Genomic DNA, 17,770 nt, shown 5'->3' on the forward strand with positions numbered 1-17,770 from the left:
AAAGAACACTGCTAATCCAGTCATAGTTCGTTTAGATAATAAAAAAAACCCGCCTGATACCTATAAAGGTCTGAGGCGAGATTTGATATTGATACGGTTTACAATATAGCGTCTCCGTGTTGTACAACCCATTCATTAGCTTCGTGCAATGTCAGCTCTGCCCGTTCAATTGCAGCCTTCACCTGAACGGTGGCTGTGCCGCCATAAACGTTACGAGCGTTAACTACAGCTTCCGGTTGAAGAACAGCATAGATATTCTCGTCGAACAGCGGTGAGAATTGCTTGAACTCTTCCAGCGTCAAATCCAACAAGAATTTGCCTTCGTTGATGCAGTAGAGTACCGTTTTCCCAATTACCTCATGCGCTTGGCGGAAAGGAAGCCCCTTACCTACCAAGAAGTCGGCGATATCCGTTGCATTCGAGAAATCCGTGTTCACAGCTTCACGCATACGACCTTTGTTCACCTTCATAGTGGAGATCATTGGCGCGAACAATTGCAGTGCACCAGTCAGCGTAGTAACCGTATCGAACATGCCTTCTTTGTCTTCCTGCATATCCTTGTTGTACGCCAGTGGCAATGATTTCAGTACGGTCAGCAAGCCAATCAGGTTGCCGTAAACGCGGCCTGTTTTGCCCCGTACCAGTTCTGGTACGTCAGGGTTCTTCTTCTGCGGCATAATGCTGCTGCCTGTGCAGAAAGCATCATCCAGTTCTACAAAGCTGAACTCTGTGCTGCTCCACAGGACCAGTTCCTCACTGAGTCTGGATAGATGTGTCATGATAAGGGAAGCATTCGCCAAGAACTCCACGATGAAATCGCGGTCGCTGACAGCATCCAGACTGTTCTCATACACACTGTCAAAACCCAGTTGTTCCGCTACAAAATGACGGTCAATCGGGAAGGTCGTTCCCGCAAGCGCTCCTGCTCCGAGTGGCAGCACGTTGATCCGTTTGTAGCTGTCCGTCAGACGTTCTGCATCGCGGCGGAACATCGATACGTAAGCCAGCAAGTGATGAGCAAACAGAATCGGTTGTGCCCGTTGCAAATGCGTATAACCAGGGATGATGGTCTCCACATTGTCTTTTGCTTGTTCGATCAAAACTTCCTGCAGCTCATGCAGCAAACTAACTAGCTCAACTACACGGCCACGTAAATAAAGGTGCATGTCCGTCGCCACTTGATCGTTACGGCTACGTCCTGTGTGCAGCTTACCACCAACTGGACCGATTTCCTCGATCAGATGTTTTTCAATATTCATATGGATGTCTTCATCCGATACTGAGAAAACGACCTCTCCAGCATTAACCTTGTCCAGCACTTTGTTCAGACCTTGTTTGATTGTTTCCACGTCTTCTTGTGGAAGGATTCCGCATTTGCCCAGCATCGTGACATGTGCCAGACTGCCTTGCACATCCTCTTTGGCCAAAGCCTTATCAAAGCCAATGGAAGCCGTATATTCCTCCACCAGCTTGTTCGTTCCTTTAGTAAACCGTCCGCCCCAAAGCTTGCTCACCTATTGTTCCTCCTCTTGGACGCCAGAGGGCCGCTCCTATCCTGACGGGAGGAACGGCCTTCGGGGTTGCCCGTTTAAGTTTATGTTATCGTACTATTTAGAAGCTCCATTTACACCTGTAGAAACTTTAAGGCGCAATGCGTTCAAGTGAATAAAACCAGTGGCATCCCCTTGATCATAAGCTTGTGTAGGATCAGCTTCCATCGTTGCAATCTCAGGATTGTACAGGCTGACTGGGCTCTTCACTCCAGCGCCGATGATGTTGCCTTTGTACAGTTTAAGACGAACAGTACCCGTTACATTTTGTTGGCTCTGTGTTACAAGAGCTTGCAGTGCGATACGCTCTGGAGCGAACCAGAAACCGTTATACACCAAAGTGCTGTAACGAGTGATCAGGCTGTCACGCAGGTTCATCACTTCACGGTCCATCGTGATGGATTCCATTTTGCGATGAGCGACGAACAGGATTGTTCCACCTGGAGTCTCATACACGCCGCGGCTCTTCATGCCGACAAAACGGTTCTCAACCATATCCACACGCCCGATACCGTGTTTACCACCTAGCTCATTCAGTGTCTCCATAACTTGAAGTGGGGATAAGGATTCACCATTCAGGGCTACACAGTCTCCCTTAACGAATTCGAGCTCCAAATATTCCGCTTCATCCGGAGCATCCTCAGGAGCGTTGCTCAGCAGGAACATTCCTTTGTTCTCTGGTGCACTTGGATCGAACCAAGGATCTTCCAATACGCCGCTCTCATAGCTGATGTGCAGCAGGTTACGGTCCATCGAATACGGCTTCGCCGCAGAGGCTTGTACCGGAATATCATTAGCTTCCGCATAAGCGATCATTTCCGCACGACCTGGGAATTGATTGCGGAACTCTTCTAGACGCCAAGGTGCAATCACCTTAATGTTCGGAGCCAATGCAGCTACACCAAGCTCGAAACGGACTTGGTCGTTCCCTTTGCCTGTCGCGCCGTGCGCGATAGCCGTTGCGCCTTCAGCGATGGCGATATCTACCATGCGCTTGGCGATCAATGGACGAGCAATACTAGTTCCGAGCAAGTATTGGCCTTCATAAAGGGCACCAGATTGGAACATTGGATAGATGAAATCGCTAGCGAACTCATCGCGCAGGTCGTCAATGTATACTTTCGATGCGCCAGTAGCGAGTGCTTTTTCCTCCAAACCGTCGAGCTCTTCCTTTTGGCCGATATCAGCAGTGAAGGCAATGATCTCCGCGTCATAAGTTTCTTTAAGCCATTTTAAAATAACAGATGTATCCAATCCGCCGGAATAGGCGAGTACAATTTTTTCTTTAGCCATGGTGTGGCAACTTCCTTTCGTGTGGGCTATATAAATTAAAATAAACGTGCCTTTGCCAGCACTCTGACGATAAATCGCAATTACACTGAATATTTGGACTTCCGGTCGCTGTTATCATCAGATTTCTTTTATTTCAGACCGCATTGTGCGGATAAAATCTGATGATAAAGGCGAACGCTACGCTCCTACAGTTCCAAAAATTCCGCTCCATTACTCCATCGTCCAAAGTCTAACTTCGCCCAACATTAATTCAATTTATATAGTGATTTATATTTTATATTTTTTAAATTCCTTAACTCATCAACGCAGCCATTAAAGCTTTTTGCGCATGCAGGCGGTTCTCAGCCTGATCAAAGATCACCGAGTTAGGGCCGTCAATCACGCCTGTGCTGACCTCTTCCTCACGGTGGGCTGGCAGGCAGTGCAGGAAGAGATAATCGCTCTTAGCGCCTTTTACAAGCTCCTCATTAACCTGATAGTCCTTGAATGCCGCTTCACGTGCCTTTTGCTCCTCCTCGAAGCCCATACTCGCCCATACATCTGTATAAATGACGTCAGCGTCTTGTACAGCTTCTTGCGGGCTGCGAGTGACCACAATCTTCGCTCCGGTTTCTTTAGCGATCTCACGAGCTTCTGCGACAACCGCTGCATCTGGCTCATAACCTTCCGGTCCGGCGATAGATACGTCCACGCCCAGCTTAGCTCCGCCAATCATTAAGGAATGCGCCATATTGTTGCCATCGCCCATGTAAGCCAGCTTCAGGCCTTTGAGCTTTCCTTTGTGCTCATAAATCGTTTGATAATCCGCCAGCACTTGGCAAGGATGTGCCAGGTCACTAAGACCGTTGATTACGGGAATAGAGGCATAACGAGCGAGATCTTCAACCTTGTCATGACCGAAGGTACGGATCATAATCCCGTCGAGATAACGCGACATTACTTGCGCTGTATCTCCAACAGTTTCTCCGCGTCCCAGCTGGATATCATTTTTGCTCAAGAAAAGGGCATGCCCTCCCAGCTGATACATTCCAACTTCAAACGACACACGTGTACGTGTAGAGGATTTTTCAAAAATAAGTCCAATCGTCTTTCCCTTCAGCGGCTGAAATTCTTCGCCATTTTTCTGCTTCTTCTTCAGCTCAATCGCCGAATCAATCAGATACGTAATTTCCTCCGGGCTGTAGTCGTTCAGCTCCAGTAAATCACGGCCTTTCAGTTGCTGCGCAATGTTGTGCTTGTTACTCTGTACGCCCTGACTCATGAGCTTACCTCCCCGTTTGCTTGTTTAGCATAAGTATGAATGAGTTCGCATAGGATGTCCACCGCTTGGTCGATCTCCTCTTTGCTTACATATAGATTAGGCAGCAGACGAAGGACATTAGGACCGGCTGTCACGAACAACAGGCCTTTCTTTTGTCCAGCCAGTACAATATCGCCCACTGGGGATTGACATTCAATCCCGATCAACAGCCCTTTACCACGGATATCCTTCACAAAAGAACAGTCCGCCAGCTTCTCTTTCAAAAGATCTGTCAGGTACTTACCCATATCTTCGGCGCGCTGTGGAAGCTCATCTTCCAGCATCGTCTCAATCGTCGCTGCCATAACAGCTGTTGCTAGCGGTGTTCCCCCGAAGGTGGACGCATGGCTGCCCGCTGAGAAGGCTTCACGCAAATACCCTTTGCCAAGCATTAAACCTGCCGGGAACCCGCTAGCTATCCCCTTAGCCAAGGTGAAAATATCCGGTTCAATTCCATAATGCTGATGAGCGAACAGCTTGCCTGTACGTCCCATACCTGTCTGTACCTCATCTACAATCAGAAGCAATCCGTGTTTCTTACACAAGGCCACTACAGCGTTCAAGAACTCAGGTTCTACCTCAAGCACGCCACCCTCTGCAAGCACCATCTCCAGCATGATAGCAGCTGTATGATCTCCGATAGCAGCTTCTAACGCTGGGAGATCATGCAAGGGTACGGTCTTGAAACCTGCTGGAAGCGGCAGGAACCCTTCTTTCACCTTTTGCTGGCCTGTAGCTGTTAGTGTGGCCAGTGTACGTCCATGGAAGGATTGTTCGAATGTGATAACCTCATAACGGTCGACACCCTTAATCTTCTGATGGTAACGGCGGGCCAGCTTAATAGCAGCCTCATTCGCTTCTGCCCCGCTATTGCAGAAAAACACTTGATCAGCGCAGCTATTCTCTGTCAGAAGGTTGGCAACTTTATCTTGTCCCGGAATATGGAACAGATTCGAGACATGCCAGAGCGTATCAATCTGATCCTTCAGCTTAGCGCCGACTTTTTCAGGAGCATGACCTAGACTGGTCACAGCCAATCCACTGGTGAAATCCAGATACTTATTGCCTTTATCATCCCATACCCAGGTGCCCTTGCCTTTAACTAAGCTGAGATCATATCTGGCGTAAGAAGGGAACACTGCACTCAGCTTGCTTGTTGCAACATCCGGTGTACCTGGTCCTACTGTATCGGTCTGCTGTGCCCCTGCTTGCGAATCCAACTCCGCTTGTGTAAGCTTGCTCATTCTAAGTCACTCTCCCATCGGCTGCTCCTGTGAACAGGCTGCGCCTCTAATTTGTATTCATCTATGATTCTACGAACGAATAATACGTGTACCTATCGCTTCACCTTGCAGGACTCGACTAAGCACCCGTGGTTCTTTTCCATCCACAATGATAACCTCTGATACGCTGCCCTGAATGCAATCGATAGCTGCCCGCACTTTGGGGATCATGCCACCGTAGATTTCCCCACTTTCGATCAAGGCTTCGATTTCCTGTACAGTAACGGAGGGAAGCACAATCTTTTCACCTTCCACTGTACTCATGATGCCTGGCACATCTGTGACGACGATCATTTTGGGAGACTCCACATAGGAAGCAACTGCCCCTGCTGCCGTATCTGCGTTAATATTGTAGCGCTGACCTGCTGCATCTACTCCGATAGGTGCAATGACAGGAATATAACCCATCCCAACAATACCAGTTATGATCTCAGCCTTAACTTCCGTTACTTCTCCTACCAAACCTACTTCGGCGCTGTTTGCCACTGGTTTAGCAATAATCATATTGCCATCGATGCCCGAAAGCCCCAGAGCTAGACCGCCGCTCCCTTGAATTCGCCGGACAATCTCCTTGTTTATACTTCCTGCCAGCGTCATCTCTACAACATCTAGTACTTCCTCGGTGGTTACTCGCAGGCCATTCACAAAGCTGCTTTCAATGCCCAGTTTCGCTAGATTCTCGGAAATGGCTGGCCCTCCACCATGAACAATCACTGGCTGAATGCCCTCCTCCTGCAAATCTCGCAAATCCTCAAAAAAAGATTCAGGTAGAGCCGCAAGCGTACTGCCGCCGCATTTCATTACAAACAATCCACTACCATCTAAAGCATCTATAAGTTCAAGCTCGCTATTTAGCGTCATATGATCGGTATCCTTCCCTTATGGGCTTAACACGCCATAAATTAAGTGCGATATGCGGCGTTAATACGCACATAATCGTAAGTTAGGTCACAGCCCCAAGCCGTTGCTTTCCCGCTTCCATCATGCAGATCTACAGTGATCAGCACAGTTTCACTTTTTTGCAAATAGGTCAAAGCCTTTTCCTCGTCAAAAGCAACTGGCTTCGAGTGCAAAAGCACCTCAATATCCCCTAACGAAATGTTCACATGCTCCGGCGATACCGGAACACCCGCGCGTCCAACCGCAGCAATAATCCGCCCCCAGTTCGCATCCGCTCCAAAAATAGCAGATTTCACTAGACTAGAACCAACCACTGTCTTGGCAATCGCTGCCGCCGCCTCATCATGAACAGCACCATTCACTTGAACCTCAATCAGGTGAGTTGCACCTTCGCCATCTCGAGCAATCGCTTTGGCAAGCGTCTGGCACACATAAGTGAATCCAGCAGCAAAAGCGTCCCAATCCGGATGCAGCCGTGTCAGCTTCTCATTACCGGCAAGCCCACTCGCCATCGACACTAACATATCATTGGTGCTAGTATCTCCATCGACTGTAATCATATTAAAAGTAACATTCGTAGCTGAACGCAGAAGACTAAGTAAATCCTCCGCTGCAATATCAGCATCTGTGGTCATAAAGCCAAGCATGGTAGCCATGTTAGGATGGATCATCCCTGAGCCCTTTGCAGCTCCGGCAATTGTAACTTCTACACCGCCAACGAGCACCTTCACGGCAATCTCTTTTTTAACTAAATCAGTGGTAAGTATAGCTTGGCAGAATTCCTCCGCGCCAATAGCTCCTCCATCCAGCTTCTCTGGTATTGCAGTGATCCCGCTACGTACGCAGTCCATCTTTAACAGTTCACCGATAACTCCAGTCGAAGCAACAGCCACATCATTAACGGCCACACCTAAATGCTGAGCCGCAGCAGCGCGCATCTCATAAGCATCTGCTTCACCTTGTTCGCCTGTGCAGGCATTGGCATTCCCGCTGTTCACGATAACCGCCTGCAATACTCCGTTCGAAAGGCTTTCCCGAGTCACTTTCAGCGGAGCCGCCTGAAAAACATTCGTCGTATACACGGCCGCAGCCGTTGCCGGAACTTCACACAGAATCACTCCGAGATCGTTGCGATCTGTTTTTTTCAATCCACAATGCAATCCTCCGGACCTAAAACCCTTAGGTGAAGTGATGCTTCCACCCTCCAAGGTGGTAAATAACTCAATCTCGCTCATATTATTTGTACCGCTGATCCTTATGGATACACTGGTGTGTAGCCGAGGCCAAGGGTTTCCTCCCATCCCATCATCAAATTAAGGTTCTGTATTGCCTGCCCTGCCGCACCTTTTACAACATTATCAATGACGGAGACTATGGTCACCCGCCCTGTACGAGCATCTGTTGCAAATCCGATATCACAATAATTAGAGCCGCTAACTTCTTTTGTCGCCGGAATCACACCTACATCACGCACCCGCACATATGGCCGGCCCGCATAATATTCACGGTACAAATTCACAAAATCCTGCTCCGTATAATTGTCCGTCATCCCTGCATACATCGTACTCATAATTCCCCGGCTCATCGGCACGAGATGTGTGGTGAACGTTACCGTTACCTTTTCTCCAGCAACCTCTGTGAGTGTCTGCTCAATTTCTGGTATATGTTGATGCTTATTGATTTTATAAGCTTTAAAGTTCTCATTAATCTCTGCATAATGTACCATCAGGCTTGTTCCGCGTCCTGCTCCAGTAACTCCTGATTTCGCATCAATAATAATACTGTCGTGCTTAATCCAACCTGCCTGAATTGCAGGAATTAGTCCAAGAAGTGTAGCTGTAGGGTAACAGCCTGGATTAGATATAAAATCAACCCCAGCCGCACGCTCTCCAAACACCTCGCAAAGTCCGTATACAGCCTGCTCTAGATATTCATCAGCCGGAGCGGGATGTTTATACCAGTGCTCATACTCTGCACCATCCTTCAATCGGAAATCACCGGACAGATCCACGACCTTAAGTCCAGCTTCCAGCAGCTGCGGCACCAGCTTTGCGCTCACACCCGACGGCGTTGCCGTAAATACCACATCCGCCCGCTCAGCCATTTGAGCCGGGTCAACGCCATCCAGCCTTCGATCAATGATGCCCGTCAAATGCGGAAAACCTTCCTCTATAGCATCCCCTGCGCTTGATGAGGAAATTACCGAAGTAATCTCTACCTTAGGATGACTTTGTAGCAGCCGAATCAGCTCTACGCCCCCATAACCCGTTGATCCAACAATCGCCGCTCTCAGCTTGCCCTCCACTGTCATCCCCACTTCCTGCTTATCATGAATTATAATAAATAATATAATGCATACCGTCTTAGAAATATGTATTATTATACGACTCAATTAATATAAATACAACACATAGTGTTAACTTTCTTTATTCCTAAATATAATTCTATTTACAAAAAAAGAGAAGCATAGCTTCTCCTTTAGGAGAAATTACACTTCTCTTTTAAAGCCTTCACCCAGCACCTCATGCGCCTCAGTGATAATCACAAAAGCACTAGTATCTACCGATTGAACAATCGCTTTTAATCTGGAAACCTCATTCTGACCTACTACAACCATTAGCACCGTACGCTCATCACCAGTATAACCGCCATGTGCATCCAGCTTCGTCAGACCCCGATCCAGATCATTCAAAATCGCCTCAGATATTTCTTCCGTCTTGTCCGAGATTATGTAAGCCACCTTTGTATAACGGAAGCCTACCTCTATCGCATTAATGGCCTTACCTGTAACAAACAGACCGATCAGTGCATACAGTGCTTGTTCCATACCCAGTATAAAAGCAGCCAGCACAATGACCGTCCCGTCCAGCAGCACTACAGAAATCGAGAAGCTGAGACCGGATATCTTTTGAATAATCTGCGCCAAAATAGTAAGTCCACCTGTCGAGCCCCGTCCGCGGAACACAAGACCTAACCCCACCCCCACACAGATACCGCCATAAATGGAGGCTAAGAGTGGATTGGTGGTAGGTGCAGGCAAATCTTTTGTCAACAAGATAAAGAGCGGCAACACAAAGCTCCCAAGGAGCGAGCGAACTCCGTATTGTTTACCCAAGAAGATTACCCCGAGTACAAACAACGGAATATTAAGCGCCCATTGCGTAAATGCCGGCTCAGCCCCAAACCAAGCTTCAGCCAATACCGACAGACCGGATACACCACCAGAAGCAATATGATTAGGCAGAAAAAAAAGATTAAACCCCAGCGCTGTAACTAGCGATCCGAGCAAAATTAACATCGTATCCACCACATGTCGGAGTGGCCCATTCAGAGGAATCAGTGGGGGTTTATTACGTGAATTGACTTTTTGCATTTCAAAGGCTCTCCTTAAAGTGTCATCTTGCTCTACGAAAGAAGAAACGGCCATCCCATCCTAATCCATGAATGGTATCCGTTTCCCCCGAAACTTTCTCTTTTATTCTGCCTCAATCTTGATCTGGCTACGCAGGTAACCATCAATGAATACATCAATATCTCCGTCCATCACAGAACCCACATTCCCCGTTTCCACGGAAGTACGGTGATCCTTAACCATGTTATACGGATGGAATACATAGGAACGGATCTGACTGCCCCAAGCAATATCGGATTGCTCGCCGCGAATCTCATCCAAATGCTGTTGCTGTTCTTGCAGTTTACGCTCATACAACTTGGAACGCAGCATCTTCATTGCTTGCTCGCGGTTTTTGATCTGTGAACGTTCGTTCTGACAGGTTACCACCACACCCGTAGGTAAGTGGGTAATCCGCACCGCAGAGTCTGTGGTATTAATATGCTGTCCACCCGCGCCGCTCGCCCGATACGTATCGATCTTCAAATCCTCAGTACGAATTTCAACTTCTACATCATCGGCAATTTCCGGAACGACATCACAGGATACAAAAGAGGTATGCCGTCTGCCCGAAGAGTCAAACGGAGAAATCCGTACTAGCCGATGTACACCTTTTTCAGCTTTCAGATATCCGTAGGCGTTGAAGCCTTTAATAAGTAATGTGACACTCTTGATTCCCGCTTCATCACCCGGTAAGTAGTCCAGCACCTCAACCTTGAATCCACGTTTTTCAGCCCAACGGGTATACATCCGCAGCAGCATCTGGCCCCAGTCTTGGGATTCCGTACCGCCCGCACCCGGATGGAGCTCAAGAATAGCATTCAGCTTGTCATACGGCTGGTTAAGTAGCAATTGCAGCTCGAATTCATCCACTTTGCTGCCTAAACTGCTGATCGTCTCCCCAATCTCTGCCGCAAGATCTTCATCGCCCTCTTCATCCGCAAGCTCTGCCATCATCGCAGCATCGTCGTATTCTTGTTGCAGCTTCTCGTATTGATCCACGGACGATTTCACGGCATTCATCTCGCCGATCACGCTCTGTGCCTGCTCTGGATTATCCCAGAAGCCTGGAGCAGCCATTTTTTCTTCAAAGTTCGAGATCATCTCTTGCTTAAGATCTAAGTCAAAGAGACCCCCTAAGGTCAGTTAGTTTCTTGCCTATTTCACGCAGATCCTGCTTTACATTAGCTTCAATCATATGGTCACTTCACCTTTCAAAATAGGTTGTTACGGTCTTCGCTATTGGAAAGTTAGTAATGAGTGAATGTTCAGCCATTCCGAGAAGGATTGGACTTCCGATCGCTGTTGTTTCCAGATTCCTTGAATTGATAACCGCATAGCGGTTGGAATCCCGAAATAAAGGCGAACACTCCGTTTCTCCAGTTCCAAACCTTCTCTCCATTCCACATTCACTCAAAGTGCTAAATATCCAAAAAAAGCGACTGGGCCGTAAACGGGGATACCCCCGGGCCCAGCCGCTCTTTATGGTTAGTATACCCATAGAGATCAGGGTTAAAGACTTACATCTTCAACACCTGAATATGAGCGCTACTAAACGTTTGTCTTATGCGTTTTGACCGTGGCAGTTCTTGTACTTCTTGCCGCTTCCGCAAGGGCAAAGATCATTACGACCAGCTGCCGCCTCAACATGTACCGGACGTTTCTCAGCAGGTTCGCTGTTAGTGGAAATTTTATTTTCCTCTACAACGGATTGACGCTCCTGATTTGTCTCGATGTGAGCCTTCATAATATAAGTAGCTACTTCTTCTTGAATCGTAGCCGTCATAGTATTAAACATTTCGAAACCTTCGAATTGATACTCGCGAAGTGGATCTGTACCACCGTAAGCACGTAGGTGAATCCCTTGACGCAATTGATCCATCGCATCGATATGATCCATCCACTTGCTGTCCACGGAGCGCAGCACAATTACCTTCTCGAATTCACGTACCAATTCTGAACCCAGACGTTCTTCACGAGCAGCATATTTCTCAAGTACACGTTCAAAGATGTACTCAATGATCTCTTCTGCTTCCTTGCCCCACAGAATATCACGAGTCAAAGCACCTTCTTCAAGCAGCTTGCTGTTTACGTAATCAGCAACTTCTTGCAGCTCCCAGTTCTCAGGAATATCATCACTGCAGTGTGCGTGAACAATACGTTCAATAACTGGCTTGATCATTTCAAGTACGATATCTTTAATATTTTCAGACTCCAGAATCTCACGGCGTTGTTTATAAATAATTTCACGCTGTTGATTCATCACGTCATCATATTGCAATACGACTTTACGAATATCAAAGTTATTACCTTCAACACGTTTCTGAGCAGATTCCACAGCACGCGTAATCATGCGGCTCTCAATCGGCTGATCTTCCTCAAACCCAAGGCGATCCATCATACTCAAAACGTTGTCAGCGCCGAAACGCTTCATCAACTCATCCCCAAGGGACAAGTAGAATTGTGTAGAACCTGGGTCTCCTTGACGACCCGCACGACCACGCAGCTGGTTATCAATCCGGCGCGATTCATGACGCTCTGTACCAATGATATGCAGACCACCAAGATCTGTCACACCTTCGCCCAGAACGATGTCCGTACCACGACCAGCCATGTTGGTAGCAATCGTAACTGTACCTGGCTGACCTGCATGTGTAATGATTTCAGCTTCCGCAGCGTGATGTTTCGCGTTAAGCACTTGGTGTCTAACGCCTTTGCGCTTCAGCATTTCAGATACGAGCTCTGAATTCTCAATCGACACTGTACCCACAAGTACAGGTTGGTTCTTTTTGTGACGCTCTACAATTTCTGCCACTACAGCGTTGAACTTACCGTTCTCACTCTTGTAGACGACATCCGGCATATCTATGCGCTGATTCGGTTTATTCGTAGGGACTTGAAGAACTTCAAGACCATAAATCTTCTTGAACTCTTCTTCCTCAGTTTTAGCTGTACCTGTCATACCGCCCAATTTGCGATACATACGGAAATAGTTCTGGAAAGTAATCGTAGCAAGCGTCATGCTCTCATTCTGTACTTCGATTTCTTCCTTCGCTTCAATCGCTTGGTGCAAACCGTCACTATAACGACGGCCTGACATTAAACGTCCCGTAAATTCATCAACAATAACGACCTCACCCTCGTTAACAACGTAATCTACGTCACGACGCATAATTACGTTTGCTTTCAGGGCTTGGACGATATGGTGATTCAAGGTTACATGACTGTGATCATACAAGTTCTCAATACCAAAAGCACGTTCAGCAGTAGCTACACCTTTTTCAGTCAAGGCTACAGACTTCACTTTGATATCAACGGTGTAGTCTTCTTCAGCTTTAAGCTTTTTCACAAAACGGTCTGCTGCAAAGTACAATTCAGTAGACTTCTCAGCTTGTCCGGAAATGATAAGAGGTGTACGTGCTTCATCAATAAGAATGGAGTCCACTTCATCAATAATACAGAAATAAAGAGGGCGCTGAACCATTTGTTCTTTATAAAGCACCATGTTGTCACGCAAATAATCGAAACCAAATTCGTTGTTCGTGCCATACGTAATATCGCAGGCGTAAGCATCTTGTTTATCAGCATGGTCCATACCGCTTAGGTTAACCCCAACCGTCATGCCCAGGAAGTTATAGATTTGTGCCATTTGTGCGCTGTCGCGCTGAGCCAAATAGTCATTGACCGTTACTACGTGTACGCCTTTACCAAGCAAAGCATTTAAGTACACTGGCAATGTTCCTACTAGAGTCTTACCTTCACCAGTCTTCATCTCGGAGATTCGGCCTTCATGCAGGGCCATACCACCAATTAACTGTACATCAAAATGCCGCATGCCAAGCGTCCGTTTGGAAGCTTCACGTACGGTTGCAAACGCCTCAGGAAGAATTTCTTCCAAGGTTTCGCCTTTCTCAATACGGGCGCGGAACTCTTCCGTCTTAGCTTTTAAAGCTTCATCGGATAGTGCTACAAATTCCGGCTCCAATCCATTAATTACATCGACTGTCTTCATGAGACGTTTAACGTCACGATCGTTTGTGTCTCCGAATATTTTCTTTACAAGTCCTAGCATGGTTAACCCCTTTCATGCAACACAGATGGTGGAACCGAGCCCATCCTCACAAAATTGAAAGGGCCATTTATAAATTCGATTCCGCTGCTTCATAAATTGTAACAGTTTGTAAGAGATGCCGCAATACAAGGTGTAACAGCCACATTTTTCATATATACGCACAAGAGCCCTATTCGCTATAAGCGAATAGGGGCTCGGTTTAAATTTCCTAGGTTCTGACTAACTCTCGAGGCCCTTTATACTTAGAGCATAACTGGCATCATTGTATCTTAGCCCTGTTCAATCAGTCCATATTTACCATCATCACGTTTGTAAACTACGCTAACTTCCGAGGTGTCGATATTGGAAAACACAAAGAAATTATGTCCTACCATGTTCATTTGCAGAATCGCTTCTTCCACATCCATCGGCTTCATCGTAAAGCGTTTGTTCCTAACCACTTCTAAATCATCATAATCTTGTTCTTCTACAGCAACAGCGGCACTAGCTCCATCCACAAACAGCGTCTTGAGTCCCTCTTGACGGAACTTACGGTTCAGCTTCGTTTTGTGTTTGCGAATTTGGCGTTCCAGCTTGTCCACAACGGCGTCTATGGAAGCATACATGTCATCGCTGCGATCTTCCGCACGAAGCGTCACGCCAGCAAGCGGAATGGTTACTTCCACCGTATGAAGGCCGCGAACTACGCCAAGCGTCACAGACCCTTCAGAGGTAGGGGGTGCTTCGAAATACTTCTCAAGTTTGCTGAGCTTCTTATCAACATACTCTCTCAAAGCGTCGGTCACGTCAATTTGTTGACCTCGAATGGTGAATTGCATGGCCACTCCTCCTTTAGTTACACCTTCATTATACCAAATTGTAAGCGCTAAGTAAAAAGCAATTCCTTACAGCCCTTACATTTAGATAACAAATGTTGTCATAGCGTTCACAAATAAAACAAGTCCGGTGAGAGCAACCAATCGCCCTACCGGACCAAAAGTAAACCTGTCGTTATTATAGTACGGATTCCACTCTTATATTCTCCGAATGAAATCACATAAGGTCAGGCTATTTGGTATGAATTTGAATGATTTCTACAGGGGACCATTGAGAACCCGATCCTGCAATAACATATACCTTATAGGCAGTATTTGCTGCTAAACCAGTTAGGGTCTGTGTACGTTTTACACCAGGAGCAAACGTAAGTGTGTCAGTCCATGGAGCAGCCAATGCAGTACCGCTACCATTTTGACCTAAAGCAATCTGCGCTGCAGTAGGTGCCTTATCATTTGCTGGCAATACTACATATCTAACTGGGGTTGTAGTGCCACCTGTCACACCATATTTAACATATACATCTGCTGTAACTGTACTAACTTGTCCCGGCTCAAAAAGCGAGATCGAGCTAGCAGTAGCTTGAGCAGTAGTCAACCGAACTGTCGTTACAGTAGACAAGTTACCAGCTGCATCCGCCAGCGTGATATATGTTGCATATTCTGTACCAGGATTCAATCCGTAAACAGAGAATGTAACCGTTGTTTCAGCTACAGTCGCAACACTACCATGGATACCACTTGCAGTCCCGTTACTAATTTGTCCTTTTTCCACCTGCAATGCAGTTGGAGCAGTTACATCAGCATTATAAGGAGCTACAACATAGTATACTGCACCAGTTACGGAAGGTGTCAGGTATACATCCGCTGTGACCGAACCAACATTACCGTAGGTTGCCCCACTTACTGTTGGCGCTGTGCTACTTTCGCCGCCACCGTTACCACCACCAGAACCTCCGCCAGTACTGCCACCTGGAGTAGCAGTTGGGGTTGGTGTAGCTGTTGGTGTCGGAGTAGCCGTTGGAGTTGGTGTAGGTGTTACACCACCACCTGTGCCACTACCAGGATAATAGATAGCTGAAGTATTGATAATACCTACAGCCTCGGCACGTGTTAACGATCTCTTAGGACCAAAGGTTCCATCTGGATAACCGTTAACAATCTTCTTTTCCACTGCGGCTGCTACAGCACCTTTTGCCCATGCTGCAATTTGTGCATTGTCTTTAAATTTGTTCGAAGTTGTATTGGTGCTCAATTTAAGTAATTTTGCAGTAATTACAGCTGCTTCTTCTCTTGTAAGCGGATTATTAGGACGGAACGTATTATCCTCGTATCCTCCGATATATCCAGCTTCCACGGCTTTAGCCACTTCACTGTAATTCCAGTTTGTGCTCTTCATGTCTTTGAAAGTTACTGTTGCTTTAGTTGTAAAACCTAACAGGCGATTTACCATAGTCACATACTCACCACGCGTAATTGCTTTGTTTGGTTTCACCGTTCCATCTGGGTAGCCTCCAAGGTAACCTCTATCTAGCCATTCCTGCAGCTGACCTTGTGCCCAGTGGCCTTGAATATCCTTAGGTACAGTTGCAGCAGATACGCTGCCGAGAGACCCCAATAACATACTAGTACCTAATATTCCGGTCATAAGACCGCGCCACATCTTCTTCATCCTGCTAATCACCCTCCTAATTGTTTTGATAGCTTAGGCTATATTGAATTTCTTCGTGAATGTAGTAACCTAGGCTAACATAGTGTGTGTCGAGGTAAGATAAACAGCTCAACGTATATCTATTACCCACCTTTTGCATAGTTCTAACATTTTCCATAAAATGAATTTACAAAATAGGCTATTTTCTTTACTAGGATTGGCTATACTAGACACATATGAACGCACAAAAAAAGGATCTTGGAAGATTCCAAGATCCCTGCTAGCGCTGTCTAAATTGCTAACCATCTACTTATATGTAGTTCGGCTTCGCCGGATGATTATAATTTGATTACGTTAGCTGCTTGTGGTCCACGTGCACCTTCAACGATATCGAATTCTACGGATTGACCTTCATCCAATGTCTTGAAACCATCAGTTTGAATCGCGGAAAAGTGTACGAATACGTCGCCACCGTCTGCAGTCTCGATAAAACCATAACCTTTTTCTGCGTTAAACCATTTTACTTTACCTTCCATTGATTAAACATTCCCTTCGTCATCAGATGAACGTGAGTCTTGCTCACAATTCGACTATACCACCGTAACTTCTTTATTGTCAATTGGAAAAGAAAATGTTTACATTCAATAATTTACCACGTAAAATAAACTATTAAATTTTCCATAAACAAGAAATAGATTCGGTACAATGATCAAAAAAAGGAGCAGACGGTATTTAATACCCGTCTACTCCTATAGTGAAACACCGATAAAATTATTTTTTGCGATCCATAAGAAAACTATCTGGGGTGTAGGCGGCCTCGTAGGCGTTGCGTTGGGTTTTGGCCTGATTCCGCTTGTGGAGCCAGTCCAGAGCCTCGTGGCAAAGAGCGTTCATGCGAGCAGTGATTTCTGAATCGTGATGCAAAATCCGTTCAATTTCGACCTTTTGCGCCTCCGTTGCAGGAACCGACAAGAACTGTCGGATGATGTCATCAATCAATTTCTGACGCTCGTTCACGAAGGACTCTAACTCCTCAAATTCTACTTCGTATAACCGCTCCAATATATTCTGCGTCAATTGCTTCAATTCTACAATAAGCTTATCTTTATCCATTAGCACTTTCCGTAGATAACGGCTCTAACCCCTGAGTTGTTGCGAGCTTCGAAGCTTGTAGCCAAGTTTCCCGCAATTCGGTTAGGTAGCCCAAAGCTTCTTCTGCCTTAACTATATCTTTACGAATATTAGCCTCAACCAGCAGAAAATTCGTATATTCATACATTGAGTATAAGTTTTTGGATATTTCATAGGTATAATCAAGGGTACTCATTAACTCGCTGATAATAGTCTGAGCTTTGCCAAGGTTAAGATTAGTCTTCTCCAAATCATGCTTTTTCAGCCCGTCCATTGCTGTTCTCACGAAACGAATTGCACCGTCATACAACATTACAACTAACTGTGCAGGCGTGGAAGTTTGGATAGATGATTGTCGGTATTTCTCATAAGGAGATGTAAGCAAGA

Annotated in this window: 15 protein-coding genes; all 15 read right to left on the reverse strand. The window is 46.4% G+C overall.

Going from position 1 to position 17,770, the window contains the following annotated elements; translation table 11 throughout:
• Positions 1-98: 98 nt before the first annotated feature.
• Positions 99-1,514 carry an argininosuccinate lyase gene (gene argH / locus MHH89_RS19955; protein WP_341087950.1) on the reverse strand — a complete coding sequence of 472 codons (1,416 nt, stop codon included), beginning with the start codon at positions 1,512-1,514 and terminating at the stop codon, positions 99-101.
• Positions 1,515-1,607: 93 nt separating this feature from the next.
• Positions 1,608-2,843, reverse strand: coding sequence for an argininosuccinate synthase (locus tag MHH89_RS19960; RefSeq protein WP_076123861.1), 1,236 nt, complete (start codon positions 2,841-2,843; stop codon positions 1,608-1,610).
• Positions 2,844-3,135: 292 nt separating this feature from the next.
• Entirely contained in the window at positions 3,136-4,104 is a 969-nt protein-coding gene (gene argF / locus MHH89_RS19965; RefSeq protein ID WP_341087953.1) for an ornithine carbamoyltransferase, read from the reverse strand.
• Positions 4,101-5,387 carry an acetylornithine transaminase gene (locus tag MHH89_RS19970; protein ID WP_341087956.1) on the reverse strand — a complete coding sequence of 429 codons (1,287 nt, stop codon included), beginning with the start codon at positions 5,385-5,387 and terminating at the stop codon, positions 4,101-4,103. The genes argF and MHH89_RS19970 overlap by 4 nt, the downstream gene beginning before the upstream one ends.
• Before the next feature lie 69 nt (positions 5,388-5,456).
• Positions 5,457-6,287, reverse strand: a complete 831-nt coding sequence (gene argB, locus MHH89_RS19975; RefSeq protein WP_341087958.1) for an acetylglutamate kinase — start codon at positions 6,285-6,287, stop codon at positions 5,457-5,459.
• Positions 6,288-6,328: 41 nt separating this feature from the next.
• Positions 6,329-7,561 (reverse strand): bifunctional ornithine acetyltransferase/N-acetylglutamate synthase, encoded by a 1,233-nt coding sequence (argJ, locus tag MHH89_RS19980; protein ID WP_340011498.1) that lies wholly within the window; start codon positions 7,559-7,561, stop codon positions 6,329-6,331.
• Between the two features lie 20 nt (positions 7,562-7,581).
• A complete protein-coding gene (gene argC / locus MHH89_RS19985) occupies positions 7,582-8,637 on the reverse strand; it encodes an N-acetyl-gamma-glutamyl-phosphate reductase (protein ID WP_076282428.1) in 1,056 nt (351 codons plus the stop codon).
• A gap of 177 nt (positions 8,638-8,814) precedes the next feature.
• The gene (locus tag MHH89_RS19990) at positions 8,815-9,699 is read right to left on the reverse strand and encodes a YitT family protein (RefSeq protein WP_036678511.1); all 885 of its coding nucleotides are present in this window, start codon (positions 9,697-9,699) and stop codon (positions 8,815-8,817) included.
• A gap of 102 nt (positions 9,700-9,801) precedes the next feature.
• Positions 9,802-10,915, reverse strand: a protein-coding gene (prfB, locus tag MHH89_RS19995) for a peptide chain release factor 2 (protein WP_139329815.1) whose coding sequence is annotated in 2 segments (ribosomal slippage) — positions 9,802-10,842 and positions 10,844-10,915 — 1,113 coding nt in all. Because the reading frame shifts where the segments join, the coding sequence is not laid out codon by codon here.
• A 366-nt stretch (positions 10,916-11,281) separates the two neighbouring features.
• Positions 11,282-13,789: a preprotein translocase subunit SecA gene (secA, locus tag MHH89_RS20000; protein ID WP_036678509.1), complete on the reverse strand. Its 2,508-nt coding sequence runs from the start codon at positions 13,787-13,789 to the stop codon at positions 11,282-11,284.
• A gap of 269 nt (positions 13,790-14,058) precedes the next feature.
• Positions 14,059-14,607: a ribosome hibernation-promoting factor, HPF/YfiA family gene (gene hpf / locus MHH89_RS20005; protein ID WP_036678506.1), complete on the reverse strand. Its 549-nt coding sequence runs from the start codon at positions 14,605-14,607 to the stop codon at positions 14,059-14,061.
• A 229-nt stretch (positions 14,608-14,836) separates the two neighbouring features.
• Positions 14,837-16,273, reverse strand: a complete 1,437-nt coding sequence (locus MHH89_RS20010) for an S-layer homology domain-containing protein (protein ID WP_341087966.1) — start codon at positions 16,271-16,273, stop codon at positions 14,837-14,839.
• 317 nt (positions 16,274-16,590) lie between these two features.
• Complete coding sequence (locus tag MHH89_RS20015) at positions 16,591-16,788, reverse strand: cold shock domain-containing protein (RefSeq protein WP_019915069.1); 198 nt, start codon at positions 16,786-16,788, stop codon at positions 16,591-16,593.
• Between the two features lie 235 nt (positions 16,789-17,023).
• Entirely contained in the window at positions 17,024-17,365 is a 342-nt protein-coding gene (locus tag MHH89_RS20020; protein ID WP_076282425.1) for a flagellar protein FliT, read from the reverse strand.
• Positions 17,358-17,768 (reverse strand): flagellar export chaperone FliS, encoded by a 411-nt coding sequence (gene fliS / locus MHH89_RS20025; RefSeq protein ID WP_076282424.1) that lies wholly within the window; start codon positions 17,766-17,768, stop codon positions 17,358-17,360. The genes MHH89_RS20020 and fliS overlap by 8 nt, the downstream gene beginning before the upstream one ends.
• Between the last annotated feature and the right edge of the window lie 2 nt (positions 17,769-17,770).

The sequence above is a fragment of the Paenibacillus sp. FSL H7-0323 genome (genome assembly GCF_038002725.1).
Lineage (GTDB): Bacteria > Bacillota > Bacilli > Paenibacillales > Paenibacillaceae > Paenibacillus_AQ > Paenibacillus_AQ odorifer.